General features: G+C 68.9%; 20 protein-coding genes. 10 read left to right on the forward strand and 10 right to left on the reverse strand.

All coding sequences use genetic code 11. The annotated features are described in order from the left end of the window. Positions 1-31: 31 nt before the first annotated feature. From ispF to ACYUED_RS19695, 3 genes are all read right to left on the reverse strand, one after another. Entirely contained in the window at positions 32-529 is a 498-nt protein-coding gene (ispF, locus tag ACYUED_RS19685) for a 2-C-methyl-D-erythritol 2,4-cyclodiphosphate synthase (protein WP_491293585.1), read from the reverse strand. Continuing rightward, the gene (ispD, locus tag ACYUED_RS19690; RefSeq protein ID WP_491293586.1) at positions 519-1283 is read right to left on the reverse strand and encodes a 2-C-methyl-D-erythritol 4-phosphate cytidylyltransferase; all 765 of its coding nucleotides are present in this window, start codon (positions 1281-1283) and stop codon (positions 519-521) included. The genes ispF and ispD overlap by 11 nt, the downstream gene beginning before the upstream one ends. 290 nt (positions 1284-1573) lie before the next feature. Then, positions 1574-2056, reverse strand: a complete 483-nt coding sequence (locus ACYUED_RS19695) for a CarD family transcriptional regulator (RefSeq protein WP_003953493.1) — start codon at positions 2054-2056, stop codon at positions 1574-1576. A gap of 590 nt (positions 2057-2646) precedes the next feature. On the opposite strand from ACYUED_RS19695, the gene ACYUED_RS19700 reads away from it, so the two are divergent. Continuing rightward, a complete protein-coding gene (locus ACYUED_RS19700) occupies positions 2647-3318 on the forward strand; it encodes a copper chaperone PCu(A)C domain-containing protein (protein ID WP_491293588.1) in 672 nt (223 codons plus the stop codon). A 151-nt stretch (positions 3319-3469) separates the two neighbouring features. On the opposite strand, the gene phoP is transcribed toward ACYUED_RS19700, so the two are convergent. Then, positions 3470-4141 carry a two-component system response regulator PhoP gene (gene phoP, locus ACYUED_RS19705; protein ID WP_004000192.1) on the reverse strand — a complete coding sequence of 224 codons (672 nt, stop codon included), beginning with the start codon at positions 4139-4141 and terminating at the stop codon, positions 3470-3472. 5 nt (positions 4142-4146) lie between these two features. Further along, on the reverse strand, positions 4147-5412 hold the full coding sequence (phoR, locus tag ACYUED_RS19710) for a two-component system sensor histidine kinase PhoR (protein ID WP_491293589.1): 1266 nt from the start codon (positions 5410-5412) through the stop codon (positions 4147-4149). A 245-nt stretch (positions 5413-5657) separates the two neighbouring features. On the opposite strand from phoR, the gene phoU reads away from it, so the two are divergent. The 3 genes from phoU (at position 5658) to ACYUED_RS19725 (ending at position 7872) form a co-directional block, all read left to right on the forward strand. Next, positions 5658-6359 carry a phosphate signaling complex protein PhoU gene (gene phoU, locus ACYUED_RS19715; RefSeq protein ID WP_491293590.1) on the forward strand — a complete coding sequence of 234 codons (702 nt, stop codon included), beginning with the start codon at positions 5658-5660 and terminating at the stop codon, positions 6357-6359. A gap of 133 nt (positions 6360-6492) precedes the next feature. Beyond that, on the forward strand, positions 6493-6645 hold the full coding sequence (locus ACYUED_RS19720; RefSeq protein WP_491293591.1) for a hypothetical protein: 153 nt from the start codon (positions 6493-6495) through the stop codon (positions 6643-6645). A 486-nt stretch (positions 6646-7131) separates the two neighbouring features. Next, the gene (locus ACYUED_RS19725; RefSeq protein ID WP_491293592.1) at positions 7132-7872 is read left to right on the forward strand and encodes an SDR family oxidoreductase; all 741 of its coding nucleotides are present in this window, start codon (positions 7132-7134) and stop codon (positions 7870-7872) included. A gap of 145 nt (positions 7873-8017) precedes the next feature. Here the strand turns inward: ACYUED_RS19725 and ACYUED_RS19730 are convergent, their stop codons facing one another. Continuing rightward, positions 8018-9247: an LPXTG cell wall anchor domain-containing protein gene (locus tag ACYUED_RS19730; protein WP_491293593.1), complete on the reverse strand. Its 1230-nt coding sequence runs from the start codon at positions 9245-9247 to the stop codon at positions 8018-8020. 646 nt (positions 9248-9893) lie between these two features. On the opposite strand from ACYUED_RS19730, the gene ACYUED_RS19735 reads away from it, so the two are divergent. Both ACYUED_RS19735 and ACYUED_RS19740 read left to right on the forward strand, forming a co-directional pair. Beyond that, complete coding sequence (locus tag ACYUED_RS19735; protein WP_491293594.1) at positions 9894-10211, forward strand: cupin domain-containing protein; 318 nt, start codon at positions 9894-9896, stop codon at positions 10209-10211. Positions 10212-10258: 47 nt separating this feature from the next. Further along, entirely contained in the window at positions 10259-10642 is a 384-nt protein-coding gene (locus ACYUED_RS19740; RefSeq protein WP_491293595.1) for a tautomerase family protein, read from the forward strand. Positions 10643-11001: 359 nt separating this feature from the next. Here the strand turns inward: ACYUED_RS19740 and ACYUED_RS19745 are convergent, their stop codons facing one another. Then, complete coding sequence (locus ACYUED_RS19745) at positions 11002-11763, reverse strand: phosphoglyceromutase (RefSeq protein WP_491293596.1); 762 nt, start codon at positions 11761-11763, stop codon at positions 11002-11004. A 201-nt stretch (positions 11764-11964) separates the two neighbouring features. Here ACYUED_RS19745 and ACYUED_RS19750 point away from each other — a divergent pair, with 201 nt between their 5' ends. After that, positions 11965-13218, forward strand: a complete 1254-nt coding sequence (locus ACYUED_RS19750; RefSeq protein ID WP_491293597.1) for an MDR family MFS transporter — start codon at positions 11965-11967, stop codon at positions 13216-13218. A gap of 28 nt (positions 13219-13246) precedes the next feature. Here the strand turns inward: ACYUED_RS19750 and ACYUED_RS19755 are convergent, their stop codons facing one another. Together ACYUED_RS19755 and ACYUED_RS19760 are read right to left on the reverse strand one after the other, a co-directional pair. Next, positions 13247-13525, reverse strand: coding sequence for a DUF397 domain-containing protein (locus tag ACYUED_RS19755; protein WP_491293598.1), 279 nt, complete (start codon positions 13523-13525; stop codon positions 13247-13249). Next, complete coding sequence (locus ACYUED_RS19760; RefSeq protein WP_491293600.1) at positions 13522-14397, reverse strand: helix-turn-helix domain-containing protein; 876 nt, start codon at positions 14395-14397, stop codon at positions 13522-13524. Before ACYUED_RS19760 ends, ACYUED_RS19755 begins: the two co-directional genes overlap by 4 nt. A 154-nt stretch (positions 14398-14551) precedes the next feature. On the opposite strand from ACYUED_RS19760, the gene ACYUED_RS19765 reads away from it, so the two are divergent. From ACYUED_RS19765 to ACYUED_RS19775, 3 genes are all read left to right on the forward strand, one after another. Further along, entirely contained in the window at positions 14552-15052 is a 501-nt protein-coding gene (locus tag ACYUED_RS19765) for an ATP-binding protein (protein WP_491293601.1), read from the forward strand. A gap of 219 nt (positions 15053-15271) precedes the next feature. Next, the gene (locus ACYUED_RS19770) at positions 15272-16144 is read left to right on the forward strand and encodes a helix-turn-helix domain-containing protein (RefSeq protein WP_491293603.1); all 873 of its coding nucleotides are present in this window, start codon (positions 15272-15274) and stop codon (positions 16142-16144) included. Positions 16145-16196: 52 nt separating this feature from the next. Next, complete coding sequence (locus ACYUED_RS19775; protein ID WP_491293604.1) at positions 16197-16790, forward strand: Uma2 family endonuclease; 594 nt, start codon at positions 16197-16199, stop codon at positions 16788-16790. Positions 16791-16824: 34 nt separating this feature from the next. Here ACYUED_RS19775 and ACYUED_RS19780 read toward each other — a convergent pair whose 3' ends face one another. After that, positions 16825-17250 carry a DUF2000 family protein gene (locus tag ACYUED_RS19780; RefSeq protein WP_491293605.1) on the reverse strand — a complete coding sequence of 142 codons (426 nt, stop codon included), beginning with the start codon at positions 17248-17250 and terminating at the stop codon, positions 16825-16827. Between the last annotated feature and the right edge of the window lie 9 nt (positions 17251-17259).

Below are 17259 nucleotides of genomic sequence, written 5' to 3' on the forward strand. Positions count from 1 at the left end.
TGTTTGTCGCGCCCCCGTCCGGTCGGGCCACTTATCCCGCTCGTACGACCAATGCGGTCGCCACTGCCATCAGGCCCTCGTCGCGGCCCGGAAAGCCCAGGCCGTCCGTGGTCGCCCCCGATACCGACACCGGGGCCCCGGCCGCCTCCGACAGGAGTCTCTGGGCCTCGTCGCGGCGCTTGCCGATCTTCGGGCGCGGGCCCACGACCTGTACGGCGATGTTGCCGATGCGGAAGCCGGCCTCGCGGACGATCCGGGCGGCCTCCGTCAGCAGCGTGCTGCCGGACGCGCCGGACCATTCGGGGCGCCCGGTGCCGAAGTGCTGCCCGAGGTCACCGAGCCCCGCGGCGGAGAACAGTGCGTTGCACGCGGCGTGCGCGACGACGTCCGCGTCGGAGTGACCGGCCAGCCCCGGCCCCTCGCCGTCCCACTTCAGGCCCGCGCACCACAGCTCGCGGCCCTCCTCGAAGGCGTGGATGTCGGTGCCGATGCCGACCTGGGGCAACGGCGGAAGCGGCTCAGAAGCCATCGTTCAGCCTCCTGCGGGCCAGGACCGCCTCGGCGAGGACCAGGTCCAGCGGGCGCGTGACCTTGAAGGCCTCCTCGTGGCCGGGCACGAGGAGAACCGTCTTCCCGAGCCTCTCGACCATGCCGGCGTCGTCGGTGACGTCGTCGGTGACCTCTTCGTGGGCGCGGATCAGCGTGACCCGGTCGAAGCCCTGCGGGGTCTGCACGGCACGCAGGCGGGCGCGCACCGGGGTGGCCACCACGGGCTCCGGCTCACCCGGCACCGACGCCGGCTCGACCTCCTTGACGGTGTCGGCGAGGGGCAGCGCGGGCACGACGGCCGGCGCGCCCTCACGTACCGCCTCGATCACCGCGTCCACCGTGTCCACCGGCACCAGCGGCCGTGCGGCGTCGTGCACCAGCACGATGTCGTAGTCGGGCGGCAGCGCGTCGAGGCCGAGCTTCACGGACTCCTGGCGGGATTCGCCGCCCGGCACCACCAGGAAGTCGGTCCGCTCGGGCAGTGCGTGCGCGTCGAGGAGCGACTTGACCTCGGGGGCGCCCTCGGGCGGTGCCACCACGACGACCAGGGAGACCGCGCGGGATGCGGCCATGGCGCGCACCGCGTGGATGAGCATGGGGGTTCCACCCAGCGCGCGGAGCGCCTTGGGAGCGCCCGGACCGAGGCGTACGCCCCGGCCGGCGGCCGGGATCACGGCGGCCGTACGGGCCTTCGTGCGGTCTCCGACGGGCGTAGGGCGCGAATCGTCAGACATCGGTTCCTGTCAGGTTTGTGTGCTGGCCCTGCGTGGGTATGGCCTGGGAAGTGCCGGGCGCGACGCCTTGACCGGACCCTTCCGTGACACCGGTCGAGCCAGCAGCCCGGGCCCGGCACGCCACACAGGGGTGGTCCCAACCTCCCCGCACGTAGTTGTACGCACGGCGTTCGAGGACGAACATGCCCGAGTACGAACATGCCGCAGCGCCCGGCGACAAAAATACGTCATCGGGCACCGCGGCATTTCGATGTGCTGAGTGCTGAAGCGGGCTTACGCCTGCGTCAGGTTCAGGACGCGAGAACCTCGTCGAGCAGGGCCTCGGCCTTGTCCTCGTTCGTGTTCTCCGCGAGGGCGAGTTCGCTCACCAGGATCTGGCGGGCCTTGGCGAGCATCCGCTTCTCACCCGCGGACAGTCCGCGCTCACGCTCACGACGCCACAGGTCACGCACTACTTCCGCAACCTTGATGACATCACCGGAGGCGAGCTTCTCCAGGTTTGCCTTGTATCGACGCGACCAGTTCGTGGGCTCCTCGGCGTACGGCGCGCGCAGTACCTCGAAGACCCGGTCCAGCCCGTCCTGACCGACCACATCACGTACGCCGACGAACTCCGCATTGTCCGCTGGCACACGTACCGTCAGGTCACCCTGGGCGACCTTCAGCACCAAGTAGGTCTTGTCCACGCCTTTGATCTGGCGAGTTTCGATAGCCTCGATCAGCGCGGCCCCGTGATGGGGATAGACCACGGTGTCGCCAACCTTGAACGTCATGTGACAGGTACCCCTTCCGTGGCTATCCAGAGTAACACGGAAACTGCGGGTTCTGAATGGCGTTTTCGCAGGTCAGGGCATATCTCGGGGCTTGACAACTGCAACAGGAACGTGCTGCGCGGCCCGAGCGGAAGAAGGTATTCGCAGGTCGGAGCGGCTCTTCAGGCGAGGAGAAACGCGTACGTTACACACATCCGGAGGCCCCTCCAAGGGGTCGAACATCCGCATATGTCTGGTTCCAAGTGTGCGACTTCCGCTACTCCGTTCGATGCCGGGACTCGCTTCCGTGTCGATTCCGGAATTGATCACGGACACCCGTCCACGTGGTCCGTTGTTCCCCGCAGTGATCAATTCCTGGGCACTCGCGTATTCCTTCACGGAAATTTTGCGCACCGCCGGACGGGGTATGCCGGAGGGGCTTATGTGAATGGCGGACGGGTGTCCCGGCTACCCCTGCCGAGCGATGCGGGGGGCTCAAGGGAGGGTCGGGTGCGGTGACTCGGGGACGGCTCGGTAACCTGAGGCCGCTGACAGACACTTAGGGCGGCTTTCGTGAGTCGCCACGCTCAAGTCAAGGAGTTGCCGCCGCCGTGAGCAGCAGCCTTCGACGCGGGGCCCTCGCCGCCTCCGCCATCGCGTTCTCGATCGCCTCGCTCGCCGGGTGCGGTGCCGGGAGCGACGCCCAGACGCTGGAGGTCAAGCCGGACAACGCGGCGACCAAGGTCGGGAACCTCAAGGTCCAGAACGTCATCATCATCACCCAGCCCGACCTGCAGTCGACGGGGCCCGCCGCGATCGCCGCGACCCTCTTCAACAACGGTGACAGCGCCCAGACGCTGGACGCGATCACGCTGCCCGGCACGGGCAAGACCGCCGAGCTGAAGCCCGCCAAGGGCAACGGGCCGCTGAGCGTCCCGGCCCACGGCTCGCTCGTGATCGGCGGCAAGGGCAACGCCTCCGCCTCCCTGCCCAGCAGCCGTGAGGCCCTCCAGGACGGCAACGCGCAGCACATCACCTTCACCTTCAGCGAGACCGGCGCGGTGAGCCTGCGCGCCTTCGTGGTCCCGTCCGACAGCTACTTCAAGAAGTGGGGCCCGAGCGACATCCCGACGGGTGTCCCGGCCACGAGCCCGAAGCCGAGCAACAGCACGTCGGCGACGCCGAGCGGCGCGGCTTCCGGGAACACCCCGAACACCTCGACCACCCCGACCGACGCGGCCTCCGCGAGCGTGTCGGCGTCGAAGCCGGCCGCCGGCCACTGAGCAGTCGCCGTACGCAGTCGCCTTGCGACGAAGGGCGGGACCTCTCCAGGAGGTCCCGCCCTTCGCCGCAAGGCCGGTGAGGCCGGTGAGGCCGGTGAGGCTGTACGACCGGCAGGCGGCCTACGGCTGCTCGTAAGGCCTGGTGGACGGTCTACGGCTCGAACTTGTAGCCGAGTCCTCGGACCGTGACCAGGTACCTGGGCGCACCCGGGTCCGGCTCGATCTTGGCGCGCAGGCGCTTGACGTGGACGTCGAGGGTCTTGGTGTCGCCGACGTAGTCGGCGCCCCAGACCCGGTCGATGAGCTGCATACGGGTCAGCACCCGGCCTGCGTTGCGCAGCAGCATCTCCAGCAGGTCGAACTCCTTGAGGGGGAGGTCGACCTTGGAGCCGGAGACGGTGACCACATGGCGGTCCACGTCCATGCGGACCGGACCGGCCTCCAGAGCGGCCGGGGTGACCTCCTCGGGCTCCCCGCGGCGGCGCAGGACGGCACGGATACGGGCGACCAGCTCGCGCGAGGAGAACGGCTTGGTGACATAGTCATCGGCTCCTATTTCCAGGCCGACGACCTTGTCGATCTCGCTGTCCTTGGCGGTGACCATGATCACCGGGACGTTGGAGCGGCCGCGCAGCTGGCGGCACACCTCCGTGCCCGGCAGGCCCGGCAGCATCAGGTCGAGGAGGACGAGGTCGGCGCCGTTGCGCTCGAACTCGTCGAGTCCGTCGGGCCCGGTGGTCGCCACGGCGACCTCGAAGCCCTCTTTGCGGAGCATGTAGGACAGGGCGTCGGAGAAGGACTCCTCGTCCTCGACGACGAGCACACGGGTCACGGAAGGACCTCCGGGGCGGGAAGCGGTTCGTACGGGGATGACTGGGGGGTGCTTTGGCCGGCCTCGTCGTCGAGATCGTCCAGGTCGGGGTGTTCGTGCGCGCGGTCGCGGGCAGCCCCCGCCTCCGGCAACCTCAGGGTGAACGTGGAGCCCTGACCCTCGGAGCTCCACACCGTGACCTCCCCGCCGTGCGAGGCGGCCACGTGTTTGACGATCGCGAGGCCCAGGCCCGTGCCGCCGGTGGCACGGGAGCGAGCGGGGTCGACCCGATAGAAGCGCTCGAACACGCGCTCCCTGTCCTTCTCGGAGATGCCGATGCCCTGGTCGGTGACGGCGACCTCGATGTGGTCCCCGCCGGGCGCGGTCACGCGGCGGGCGGCTATGCCCACGCGCGTGCGTGCCGGGCTGTAGTTCACGGCGTTCTCGACAAGGTTTCCGAGGGCGGCGGCCAACTGGCCCCTGTTCCCCCAGACGTGCAGGTCGGCGGTGCCGCCTGCGGCCATGGTGATCTGTTTGGTGCCGGCCTGGTGCCGGCAGCGGTCGATGGCCTCGGCGACCAGTTCGTCCACGCGGACCGGTTCGGCGTCCTCGAGAGGATCGTCGTTCTGGACCCGGGAGAGGTCGATCAGTTCCTGCACCAGGTTGGTGAGCCGCGTGGCCTCGATCTGCATACGGCCGGCGAAGCGCTCGACCGCCTCCGGGTCGTCCGAGGCGTCCATGACGGCCTCGGACAGGAGGGAGAGCGCGCCGACGGGTGTCTTCAGCTCGTGGCTCACGTTCGCGACGAAGTCGCGCCGTACCGCTTCGATGCGGCGGGCCTCGGTGAGGTCCTCCACCAGCAGGAGCACCAGCCGGGAACCGAGCGGGGCGACGCGCGCGGAGACGGCGAGTGCGTCGCCCCGCCCTGTCCCCCGCCGCGGCAGATCCAGCTCGACCTGTCGTATCTCCCCGTCCCGCCGTGTGTCCCTGGCCATCTTCAGCATCGGCTCCACGGAGAGCCGGCCGCCGCGGACCAGGCCGAGGGCGTACGCCGCCGAGCTGGCCTTGACCACCGCGTCGGCCTCGTCGAGGACGACGGCCGAGGAACGGAGCACGGAGAGGACGGTGTCCACGCCCGGCGGAAGCACCGGGTCGGTGTGGAGAGAGGTGCGGGTGGGGCGCTTCTGCTCCCGCTCGCTCCAGCGGAACGCCAGCACGGCGATGACACCGGTGAGCGCCCCGGCGATCGCTGCTGCTGCGGCGACCGCCGCGTTCACGTTCATGCATCCAGGTTAGGCATGCGATACGACATCCCCACAGCCGTCGAGGTGCGACCTCGAACACTCGTCGCCCAGAGTTCACCTAGGAGCCAGTGATGGTTCATTTGGGGTGACGGAAACCGACGCGTTCCGGCCGGATCGTGGGAGCGTGGGGTGCGGAGCGTCGGTTTTGGACGGCCGGTGTCGGCCGACGGACGCGCGGGCCCCTGCCCGGCAGCCCCGAAGAACACGTAAGAGAGGGACCCCTGATGCGGGACGCGTACCACGAGGAACTGGACTCGATCGGCGACAGTCTGGTCGAGATGGCCCGGCTGGTCGGGTCGGCGATCGGGCGCGCCACGACCGCCATCCTCGACTCCGACCTCAAGCTGGCCGAGACCGTCATCGAGGGCGACCAGAAGGTCGACGACCTCCAGCACGACCTGGAGGCCCGGGCGATCGCCCTGCTGGCCCGCCAGCAGCCGGTGGCCACGGATCTCCGTATAGTCGTCACCTCGCTCCGTATGTCGGCCGACCTGGAGCGTTCGGGTGACCTGGCGCAGCACGTCGCGAAGCTCGCCCGCCTCCGCTTCCCGGAGAAGGCGATCCCGCACGACCTGCACGCGACGATCCTGGAGATGGGCCAGCTCGCGCAGCGCCTGATGGCGAAGGCGGCCGAGGTCATCATCACCAAGGACGTCGACCTGGCGATGCAGCTGGAGCAGGACGACGACGAGATGGACCTGCTGCACCGCACCCTCTTCCAGCACCTGCTGGACGACCGCTGGCAGCACGGCATCGAGACGGCGGTGGACGTCACCCTCCTCGGCCGCTACTACGAGCGGTACGCCGACCACGCGGTGGCGGTCGCCAAGCGCGTGGTGTTCCTGGTGACCGGTGAGCACGCGGACGAGCTGCAGCCCGACATTCAGCCGGAGATCCAGCCGGTGGCGGGGGGCGAAGGAGCGTAGCCCGGCGGGCGGCGGGGGCGCGGGCCCGACGGGCAGGGCGTGCGGGCGCCACTGTGCGCCGTTGATGCGCCCAGGGAAACGGGCATGCAATGGGCACAGGCACCAGCCTGCCTCTAGGCCTCCAGGAGGACCCATGGCCGAAGCCCCCACCACGCCCGACCCGACGCAGGAGCGCGAGACGGACCAACCCGCCGACATCAAGAGCCTCCCGCTCTTCGGCGCGTGCGGCTGCGGCTCGGGCTGCGGCTGCGGGTGCCAGTCGGGTAACCCCTGCCAGTGCGGTTGACTGCCGTAGGACGCCGGTGCCGTACGGCGATCTCGTACGACCCGGTAGTGCGGTGAAGCGTGAAGGGCTCCGGTGAACACACCGGAGCCCTTCGTCGCGAGAAGCCCGCCCCGCACGGGGCGCCGCCCAGGGCGCTCAGGGAGTTGAAGTCTCCTCGTCGGCGGCCGTCCGCCCGAGCTGGCTTGCGGGCGCCGGTGGGGGCGGTTCTCATGGTGTGGGGCGCGTTGTCGGCCGAGGTGTTCCACGACATCACGGGCGTCTTTTCTGCCACGCCGGGACCCGGGGAGGCGTGGACGGACCGGCTCCCGAGCACGCGGATTACGGTTCCTTCGTGTCGTTCAGTGACCCGGACGGCAACGGCTGGTTGCTTCAGGAGATCAAGACCCGCCTGCCCGGCCGCTGACAGGGACAGGCCGACGGCGCCCACCCGGCCACCCTACGGCGGGATGTACCACCCGATGGCGGGATGTAGCGGAGGAGTCTGCAGTGACAATTCCAGCGCGCAAGCCCGAACTGCTCGGCCAGACCGTCGTTGTCATCGGCGGTAGCGCCGGCATCGGGCTGGAGACCGCCAGGCGTGCCCGGACCGAGGGTGCTGGACTCGTCCTTGTCGGCCGCCATCCCGGCCGGCTTGAGCACGCGGCCAAAGAGCTGGGCACGGAGCGCACCGCCGCGTTCGACGCAACCGACCCCGCGGCCTTGGCGGGGTTCTTCCAGGATCTGCCGGCCCCGATCGACCACGTGATGGTGACGGCCGGCGGCCCGAGCTACGGGCCGCTGCTCGACATGAGCGCCGCACAGGTACGGGACGCGATCAGCGATCACGCGGTGCTGGAGCTGGAGGTCGCCCGCAACGCCGTCGGCCGGGTGAGGCCCGGAGGCAGCCTGGTGTTCATGGGCGGCACCGGAGCACGGCGCGTCGGCCGAGGTCTCGGCGTTGCCTCCGCCGCCACCCATGCGCTGCCTCCGTTCACCGCGGCCCTCGCACTCGAACTCGCACCGGTACGCGTCAACCTCATCGCGGCCGGCTTCGTCGACACTCCGCTCTCGGCCTCGCTGCTGGGCGACCGGATCGAGGAGCGCCGCGCCGAGCTGCGCGCGACGCTGCCGATCGGCCGCGTCGTCGGACCCGCGGACGTCGCGGCGCTGGCCGTCCACCTCATGGTCAACACGGCGTTGACCGGCGCGACATACGACATCGACGGCGGCCAGCAGTTCGTCTCATGAGGTGGGAGGCATGATCACGGCCGCGGTGTCTCCAGGACGAGGCGGGCGGCGGCGGCCGGCGTGCCGTGAAAGGCGCGTCCCGGGCATCGACTGGGGGATGACCGGGACGCGATCCGCCAGGGACGGACGGGACGGGAAGGGGCGGTCAGGAGGTCTTCGCACCCACGCGGCGACGCCGTACGGCGAGGACCAGAAAGCCACCGAGCGTCGCAGCGGCGGCTGCGACGCCGGCGATCAGCGGGGTGCTCTCAGAGCCGGTGCTCGCCAGGTTGCCGGTCGCGGAGCTGTCGGCGGACCCGTTTGTGGAGCCGCTCGTCGACGCACCGCTGGTCGAGGAGCCCGAGGTGCCGGTACCGCCGGCGGCCTGCCCCTGCGGGTCGTTGCCGCCCGTGCCGGAGCCGCCGTCCCCGGAGCCGCCGGTGCCGGAGCCGCCCGAGGTGCTGGGGCCGTCTTCGTTGTCGGTGGGGATGGCGATGTGGATCTGCGCCTTGTCGTTGGCGGGGTTCTTGTCGAAGGCAGGGTGGATGTCGTAGACCGAGGTCGCCTTCACCTCGCTGGTGGTGGTCTTGGTGCCCTTCTTGATCTTCAGCATGAAGGTGAAGGTGGCCGTCTCACCGACATCGAAGGTGGCGTCGGCGGGCCGGCAGACATACCGGGACCTGCCCGGCTCCCCCGCGGATCCGGCGGGCCCGTCGATCCCGAACGGCAGGCACTCCTTGGGCACTTCGGTGGCGACGGTGCCTGCCGGGATGTTCACCATGAGCGCCGTCAGGTCGTCGCTCTCCTGGTTCTGGATCCAGCCGGGGCCGTCGTTGCGCAGACTCACGTTGATCGACTGACCGCCGCCGGCGAGGGCCTCGGTGTCGTCACCGACGGCGACGAGGTCGGCCGTGCTGTCGGCGGTCAGGGTCAGACGCTTGTAGCTGTCGCCGAACCCCTCGCCCGGGGTCTCGCCGGTCTTTCCGGTGCCGTACTCGACGGCTTCCATCAGCGCCTGCGGCAAGGCCTTGAACCGTACGGGAGTCTCGATGGAAGTGCCGGGTTCGACGACCTTGTCGAGCCGGCACAGGGCCTGCCTGACCTGGTTCTCGATGGTCGAGTAGGCGCAGCCCTCGACGGGTTCGGGAAAGTCGAGACCCCTTGTCAGCCGGATCCGGAAGCTGACGCCGTCGGCTGCCGCAGTGCCCTTGTTGGTGATGACGACGTTCTTGTCGTACACCCCACCGGGCTTCGGCGAGGAACTCGGCAGCTCCGAGATCACCAGGTCGGCCCCGGCCTCCTCGGCATACGCCGCGGGAGCCACGACGGCCGGCACGGCGGCGGCGATCGCGGCAGCGGCCACGACGGCGGCCGAGGGGCGGAGGTGCGAGCTCATGTGCTGGCGCACGGTGGATCTCCTCGTCGGAACAGGAAGTACAGCGACCGGAATGTTGGCCACCCGGTCATGTACTGGACACCCGAGGTGCGCCGAGGGTTGTGGCCGTGTTGACGACTAGGCGTTCCCGACTTGGCCGCGCCGTTCCTGCCGCCCACGCCGGTTTCCTGCGCCGCTCCTGTCATGAAAACGCCCCCGCCCTGCGCCGTAAGCGCAGGTCGGAGGCATGATCACGAAGGCTACCTCTTCTTGCCCTGGGTCTTGCCGGGGATCTTGATGAGCTGGGTCTTTGCTGGTCAGGGGCGGTGGGCTCGTGCGCCTGGTGGTCGTCGTTGGTCGTCATTGGCCACTGTCGAGCGACCTCGGACGGCCCAGGGACGGCCCAGGGCGGCCCAGCCCTGCCGCACTCGACTGACGGCCGACACCCTCGCTGCGCCCCGTCTGAGCCTCAGCCGACGACAGTCAGCCGCGAACCACCGACAAGGTCAACCAGCCGGCCATGCTTAAGGATCGAGGCCAACCACAATTATCCAAACCGGCAGTCCCACCATGCAAGTTGGCCGCAATGACGCGCGGCAATATAGCCGGGGAGCTATAGCTTGTGCGAGACAACGGATTTGTTTGCAGCCGCGGGAGATAGAGCGCAATGGAAGCATCGCCAAATCGCCAAATCGAAACGGATCGGGTCATCGTCACGGAGTGGCGATTCGCTCCGGGCGCGGAAACGGGTTACCACGTGCATGACCACGACTACGTGGTGGTTCCCTTGGTAACCGGCGTCGTACGAGTGCAGGAGCCGTCGGGAGGCGAGCGCGAAGTTGAGATGCTCGCCGGAGCTTCATACGCTCGTTCTGCCGGTGTCGCGCACAATCTCATCAACACAAACGAGTACGACTTCCGGTTTGTCGAGGTGGAGCTCCGCGAATCTGGGCCGGCCTCCACTGCCAGCAAGAACCAGGCATAAATTCCAGTCACGCCCAGAGCAGCATTTCTGACAGACAAGGACTCGCCATGCCGCTGGTAAAAATTGCACTGCGTTCCGGAAGATCTGCTGAATACCTTCGAGCTGTGGGCTGCTCGGTGCACCGGGCCATGGTGGAGACCATCCACGTACCGGAGGCCGACAAGTTCCAGATCATCACCGATCACTCGGCCACCGGACTCGTTTACCACCCGACGTTCCTCGATATCCACCGCACCGACGAGATCGTCGTCGTCCAGATATACCTCGGTGCCGGCCGCACGATCGAGCAGAAGCAGACCCTCTATGCCCGGATGGTCGAGCTCCTGAAGGACGATCCTGGCATTGCTCCCGAAAATGTCTTCATCAATCTGGTGGAGACGCCGAAGGAGAACTGGTCGTTGGGCAAGGGCGTGGCCACCTTCGTGATGTGACTATTCTGCAGGTCTCGGGGGGCGCCCAAGGCGCTCAACCACGTCTGGTCCGTGACATTCGTCCAGGCCGACGGCGTGCTGCTCGCCCGCCTGGAGGACGACGCCGACGGCGGCGAGTACTACAGCGGCAGATCTTGTGACGGTTGATCGGTGCTGTCGTTGAGTGGTCATGCTGGTGGATGTGACGGAGGAGCATGCTGGTTCCAGCTCCTCGCCCTGGACGGCGAACTGGCCAAAGCCACCCCGAAGACCCTGCGTTACCGCATCCTCCACGTTCCCGCCCGCCTCGTGCGCGGCCAGCGCAAACGAAGGCCCCTGCCAGCGGAGAACCCGCAGGCAGGGGCCTTGACCGTTCCGGGTTACTTCTTCTTGCCCTGGTTCTTGACCGCCTCGATCGCCGCTGCGGCTGCCTCAGGGTCGAGGTACTTGCCGCCCGGGGTGACCGGGTTGAAGTCGGCGTCCAGCTCGTAGTAGAGCGGGATGCCCGTCGGGATGTTCAGGCCGGCGATGTCGGCGTCCGAGACGCCGTCCAGGTGCTTGACCAGGGCGCGGAGGCTGTTGCCGTGGGCCGCGACCAGGACCGTGCGGCCCGTCAGGAGGTCGGGGACGATGCCGTCGTACCAGTACGGGAGCATGCGGACGACGACGTCCTTCAGGCACTCCGTACGGGGGCGGAGCTCCGGGGGGATCGTCGCGTAGCGCGGGTCGTCCGACTGGGAGAACTCCGTGCCGTCCTCGAGCGCCGGCGGCGGGGTGTCGTACGAGCGGCGCCACAGCATGAACTGCTCCTCGCCGAACTCCGCGAGGGTCTGCGCCTTGTCCTTGCCCTGGAGGGCGCCGTAGTGGCGCTCGTTCAGGCGCCAGGAGCGGTGGACCGGGATCCAGTGGCGGTCCGCGGACTCCAGCGAGAGCTGTGCCGTGCGGATCGCGCGCTTCTGGAGGGACGTGTGGACCACGTCAGGGAGCAGGCCGGCGTCCTTCAGCAGCTCACCGCCGCGGACCGCCTCCTTCTCGCCCTTCTCGTTCAGGTTGACGTCCACCCAGCCGGTGAACAGGTTCTTCGCGTTCCATTCGCTCTCGCCGTGGCGGAGGAGGATCAGCTTGTACGGTGCGTCGGCCATGGGACAGAGCGTAATCCACGCATTCACCCCCCAGGAGGGGCGCCCATCAGCCGGACAGTTGACGAGATCCGTTAATTGAGTGGCCCGGGGAGACGGACGCTATGTAAGTTGTGCATGCCTAAGGCGCCGCTTACATGAGCCGCATACGTGTGCCGCGTACGTGTGCCGCTTACGTGTGCTTCATCTTCGTGGGGGATCCCGATGTCACTCGCCAGCCTGAGACGTGCCACTCGGGAAACCGTCTCGGGGCTCCCCCGCGCGTTCTGGTGGCTGTGGACCAGCACCCTCGTCAACCGGCTCGGGGCTTTCGTCGCCACCTTCATGGCTCTGTACCTGACCATCGACCGCGGGTACTCCGCCTCCTACGCCGGTCTCGTCGCCTCCCTGCTCGGGCTCGGCTCGGTCGTCTCCTCGCTGGGTGCCGGTGTGATGACCGACCGGCTCGGCAGGCGGCCCACGCTCCTGATCGCCCAGTCGTCCACCGCCGCCTCCGTCGCCCTCCTCGGCTTCATGCGCGACCCCGTCGCCATCGCCGCGGTCGCGTTCCTCGTGGGCATGGCGTCCAACGCCTCCCGGCCCGCCGTGCAGGCGATGATGGCCGACATCGTGCGGCCCGAGGACCGGGTGCGGGCGTTCTCCCTGAACTACTGGGCCATCAACCTCGGCTTCGCCGTCTCCTCCATGGCCGCCGGATTCATCGCCGAGTTCAGCTATCTCGCCGGGTTTCTCATCGAGGCCGGTATGACGGCGGCGTGTGCGGTCGTCGTGTTCCTGAAGCTCCCCGAGTCCCGGCCCGCCGTCCCCGGCCTGAAGGGAGCCAAGGACGAGGTCGGGCTCGGCACCGTCGTACGCGACAAGCGCTACATGGCCGTCGTCGGCCTGTCCTTCCTCGTCGCCCTCGTCTTCCAGCAGGGCTCGGTCGGGCTGCCGGTCGCCATGGGCGAGGCCGGGTTCACTCCCGCCGACTACGGCATGGCCATCGCCGTCAACGGCGTCCTCATCGTGGCGCTGCAGATCCCCGTCACGCGGTTCATCGAGACCCGGGATCCCCGGCGCCTGCTCGTCGTCTCGTCCCTGCTCGCCGGGTACGGCTTCGGGCTCACCGCCTTCGCCGGATCGGTCGGCCTCTTCGCACTCACCGTCTGCGTGTGGACACTGGGCGAGATGGTCAACGCGCCCACGCAAACGGGGCTGGTGGTCCAGCTGTCGCCCATGCACGGGCGCGGGCGCTACCAGGGTGTGTACACCCTGTCCTGGTCCCTCGCCGCGCTTGTCGCTCCGCTGATGTCCGGCCTTGTCATCGACCGGTTCGGCGCGGAGTGGCTGTGGGGGTTGTGCGCGGTCGTCGGCACGGTTGCCGCCGTTGGGTACGGCGCCCTTATGCGGCGACTTCCGGCGGCGGAGCCGATGGCTACGGTTCCGGCCGCCGCCGGGGCGGAGGTCGCGGCGGGGTGAGGGTGCAGTACCTGCCGCGAGGGCTGGGTCAGGCTTCGGAGGCGTACGTCACGAAGTCGGCCCAGGTCTGGGGGGCCAGGGCGAGCTGGGGGCCTGCGCCTGCGGTGTGCTTGGAGTCGCGGACGTGGATTGTGCCGGGGGTGGTGGCCACCTCGACGCAGGAGTTGCCATCGGTGCCGCTGCTGTAGCTGCTCTTAGACCATGCCAGCGCCACTTCCACGCAGGACTCGCCATCGGTGCCGCCGCTGTAACTGCTCTTGAACCAGGTCAGTTCGGAGGTGTCCCCGGCGAAGGCCTTGCGGATCATGTTTCTCCCAGCAGATTCTCGATGAAGGCCAGCGACTCCCGCGGAGGGAGAGCCTGCGCCCGGATGGTGCCATATCGCAGCTCAAGGATGCGAAGCTGCTTCGGATCAGTGATCGGCCTCCCGTTGAAAGCACCGTCGGAACGCGCCACCGCCGTACCATCCGGGAACTTCAGCAACTCGATCCTGCCGTCCAGTCCCGGGTGGGCATCGCTGTTCGTTGGCATGACCTGAAGCGTGACGTTGTGCAACCGCCCTACCTCCAGCAGACGTTCGAGCTGCTGCCGCCACACCATTGTGCCCCCAACCTGTCGGCGCAACGGTGCCTCTTCCTGGACGAAGTGGATGGATGGAGCTGGGTCACGTTCGAAGACAGACTGCCGGGCCAGACGAGCGGCCACCATCCGCTCCACATCGTCCGGCGAGTACGGCGGCTGCGCTGCCCCGATCAAGGCCCGCGCGTGCTCCGGCGTCTGCAACAACCCAGGGATGATGTTGCACTCGTACAAGCCGATCTCGACTGCCTTGGCCTCCATCTCCCCCAGCACCCGAACCTTCTTCGGGTACCGGACCTTCTTCACGTCCTCCCACGTGGCGGAAACGAGCCCGCCCGCCCCCAACACCTCGTCCGCCGTGTCCAAATACTGCTGGCGCGGAATCCGCTTCCCCGCCTCGATCTTGTACACCAGGTCATCGCCGTACCCGACCGCCTTCCCGAACTCGGGTACCCGCATCCCCACCGCCTCCCGCCGCAGCCTCAACTGCCGCCCCACGGTGGCGATGACGGCCACGCCCCACTCGTCGTCCAGGTCCACCTCCCAACCCGGCTCGTCCGCCTCGGTCCTGAGCCGTACCGCCTCGCCGCCCACCGACATCCCGCACCCCTCCGTCGTACGACCGTGCCGCGACGCCCTTACCCGTGTGCACCGTCCCGACAGCTTGGACACGCCTGGACAAGCCTTGGACAGTCGCTCTACGCAACCGCGTCGTCACTGTTCACAGTAGGCAGGCGCCGCCACGCTGAGTGATGTGAATCAAGAAACCGCCGCCCCCACGGCCCAACTCGGCACCCCCATCCGCAACTTCAGCGTCCTCCTCTCCCCGACGCCCCGCGGAGCCCGCCTCGCCCGCCTCCTCGCCACGGAGCAACTCCGCTCCTGGGGGCTCCCGTTGGACCCGGCGGTGCACATCGTGGCCGAGCTGGCGGCAAACGCGGCAACCCACGGCCGCGTGCCCGGGCGCGACTTCCGGCTCACTCTCTACGTCGTCGGCGGCACCCTTCGTATCGAGGTCACCGACACGCGCGGTGACCGGCTGCCGTGCGCCCAACTCCCCTCCACCGATGCCGAGTCCGGCCGGGGGCTCGTGCTCGTCGACGCGCTGGCCGACCGTTGGGGCGCCGCACCGGGGCCGTATCCGCGCAAGACCGTCTGGGCCGAAGTCGCCCTGTCGAAACCAGCACGGGCACCGGAACCCGGCCGCCCGTGCTGCGGTGCGACGGGCGGCCTTTTCCAAGGAACTCCACGGTGAAAGAACCCCAACCAAGCCCCACCCCTCCCGCCCGCAGCGCGCACTCACCCTCGCGAGTGAACATCGCCAACTCAGCTGGATTTCGGGCTGGTTGCCTGCCCTACGCTCAGCGCGACACAGCACAACCGCAGACAGCAGACAGCAGACATGCGACGGCCCCCGCCGGGACTGGCATCCCAATGCGAGGGCCTGACCACCGAGGAAGAAGAGAGCTTCCCGATGGACACCGAAAACACTAGCGCGCCCGCGCGCGCCCAGTCCCGTATCCCGGGCAAAAACCACCCCCACCGGGACTCCCCGTCCGGCGGCGGCCTCACCCACGACAACGCCCGCCACACCACCCGCTTCACGGTGATCGGCAACCACCTCACCCAGCACGCGGAACTCTCGCTCCTCGCCATCGGCCTGGCCTGCCACATCCAGTCGCTGCCGAAGGGCGCTCGCGTCGACATCAAGACCCTGGCCGCCCGCTTCCCCGAGGGCACCACCCGTATCGCCGCCGCCCTGCGCGAGCTGGAGGCCAACGGCTATCTGCGCCGCGTTCGTGAGCGCGTCCCCGGCGGCCGCATCGTCACCCGCACGATCTCCTGCAACCAGCCCGGTCGTGGCCCCGCCGGCCACGACCCCGTACGGCAGCCCCGCCCGGCCTCGCCGAGGAAGCAGACACCGCCGCGCGAGAAGGTCCTCCCCGCCGTCCCGCAGCCGGCCTGCCCCGCCCCCGCTCTCCTCCGGCAGGCCATCGACGTCCTCGCCGACCTCCGCCGCCACGACCCCCGCCTGCTCCTCTCCACCGGCGACACGGCCCACCTCGCCCCGGGTGTCGCCGCCTGGCTGGAACGCGACGTCAACCCCACAGCCTTACGCCACGCGCTGACCGCGGACCTGCCACCCGAGCCACTACGCCGCCCGGCCGCCTTCCTGGCCCACCGCCTCGCAGCCCAGCTTCCGCCTCCGCCGCCCTTCCGCCCGCCCGCATCGCCACCAGCCGTCCCGCACCCGCTCCAGACCTGCGGCGGCTGCGAACGCGCATTCCGCTCCCCCGAACCCGGCCGCTGTCGCGACTGCCGACACGATCTCCTGGAGGCCGCCTAGCATGAACGTGACGATCCTTGCCCCTGGGCACAGACGACGAGGAGCGAGCGCCATGACCATCGCCCCGGAGAACGCGCGGCAGGGCGTCTCCCACCTGTACCGGACGATGCGGGACTTCGTGCAGTCCGCGGACGACAACCTCCCCGGCAAGTTCGAGATCACCAAGGAAGGGATCGTCCTCGACATGCTGTCGCCCATGAAGCCGCACGAACTCACCGTGCTGCGCGTCCGGAAGCGCCTGGAAAAGGTGATGCCGGACGAGATCGTGGCGCACACAGGTGAGCCCGATGTGGAGGACGAACCAGAGGGCATCATGCGCCGCCCCGATGTGATGGTGATCGCCGAGGCGGAGATGGAGGGAGAGGGCTCCTTCGACCCCCGGTCGCTCGTCGCCGCCGTAGAAGTCATCTCCCGTTCCAACCCGGACAACGACTGGGTCACCAAGTTGCGTGACTACCCGCTGATGGGCATCCCCGTCTACGCGATCTTCGACCCCCGTACCGGCACGGGCACCGTCCTCACGGACATCCACGCCACCCCCGACGGGCCCCGCTATGCCACGCGCAAGGACTTCGTCTACGGCGAGGACGTCACCGTCGGCGACTGGACGATCCCGACCGACGGGCTGCCGGTCTACAAGGACTGATGACCGTCCTCGGCCCGTACGGACCAAGGCCCCGTCAGGGATGCATCCGCGCCCCCTTGATCACCTTGTCCACCGCGTTCCTCGGGCCGTACACCGCCAGCCCCACCAGGTCCAGCTCGCGCGTCCCCACGGCCCGTACCGCCGCCCGGTTGTCGTCGTCGTTGCCCGTGGTGAACAGGTCGGAGGTGAAGACCGAGCGGGGCAGGGACCGGGACAGGGCCTTGGTGTGTGCCGCCGTGAGGATCTCCTTCGTGCCCTCGAAGACCAGTACCGGCTGGCGGAACATCGGCAGGTAGGGGACGCCGTCCGCGTCCTCGTACGGGGCGCCGATCACCTCGGGGACCGTCGAACCCAGGCCGCTGACCAGGAACGCTGTCACGTTCAGGCGCTGCCAGGGCTCCAGGTCCTCCCGCAGCAGGACGGCGATCTTGGTGTCGAAGCGCATCGGTTCAGTGCTCATGCACTGAGA

The sequence above is a fragment of the Streptomyces sp. DF42 genome (assembly GCF_058267695.1).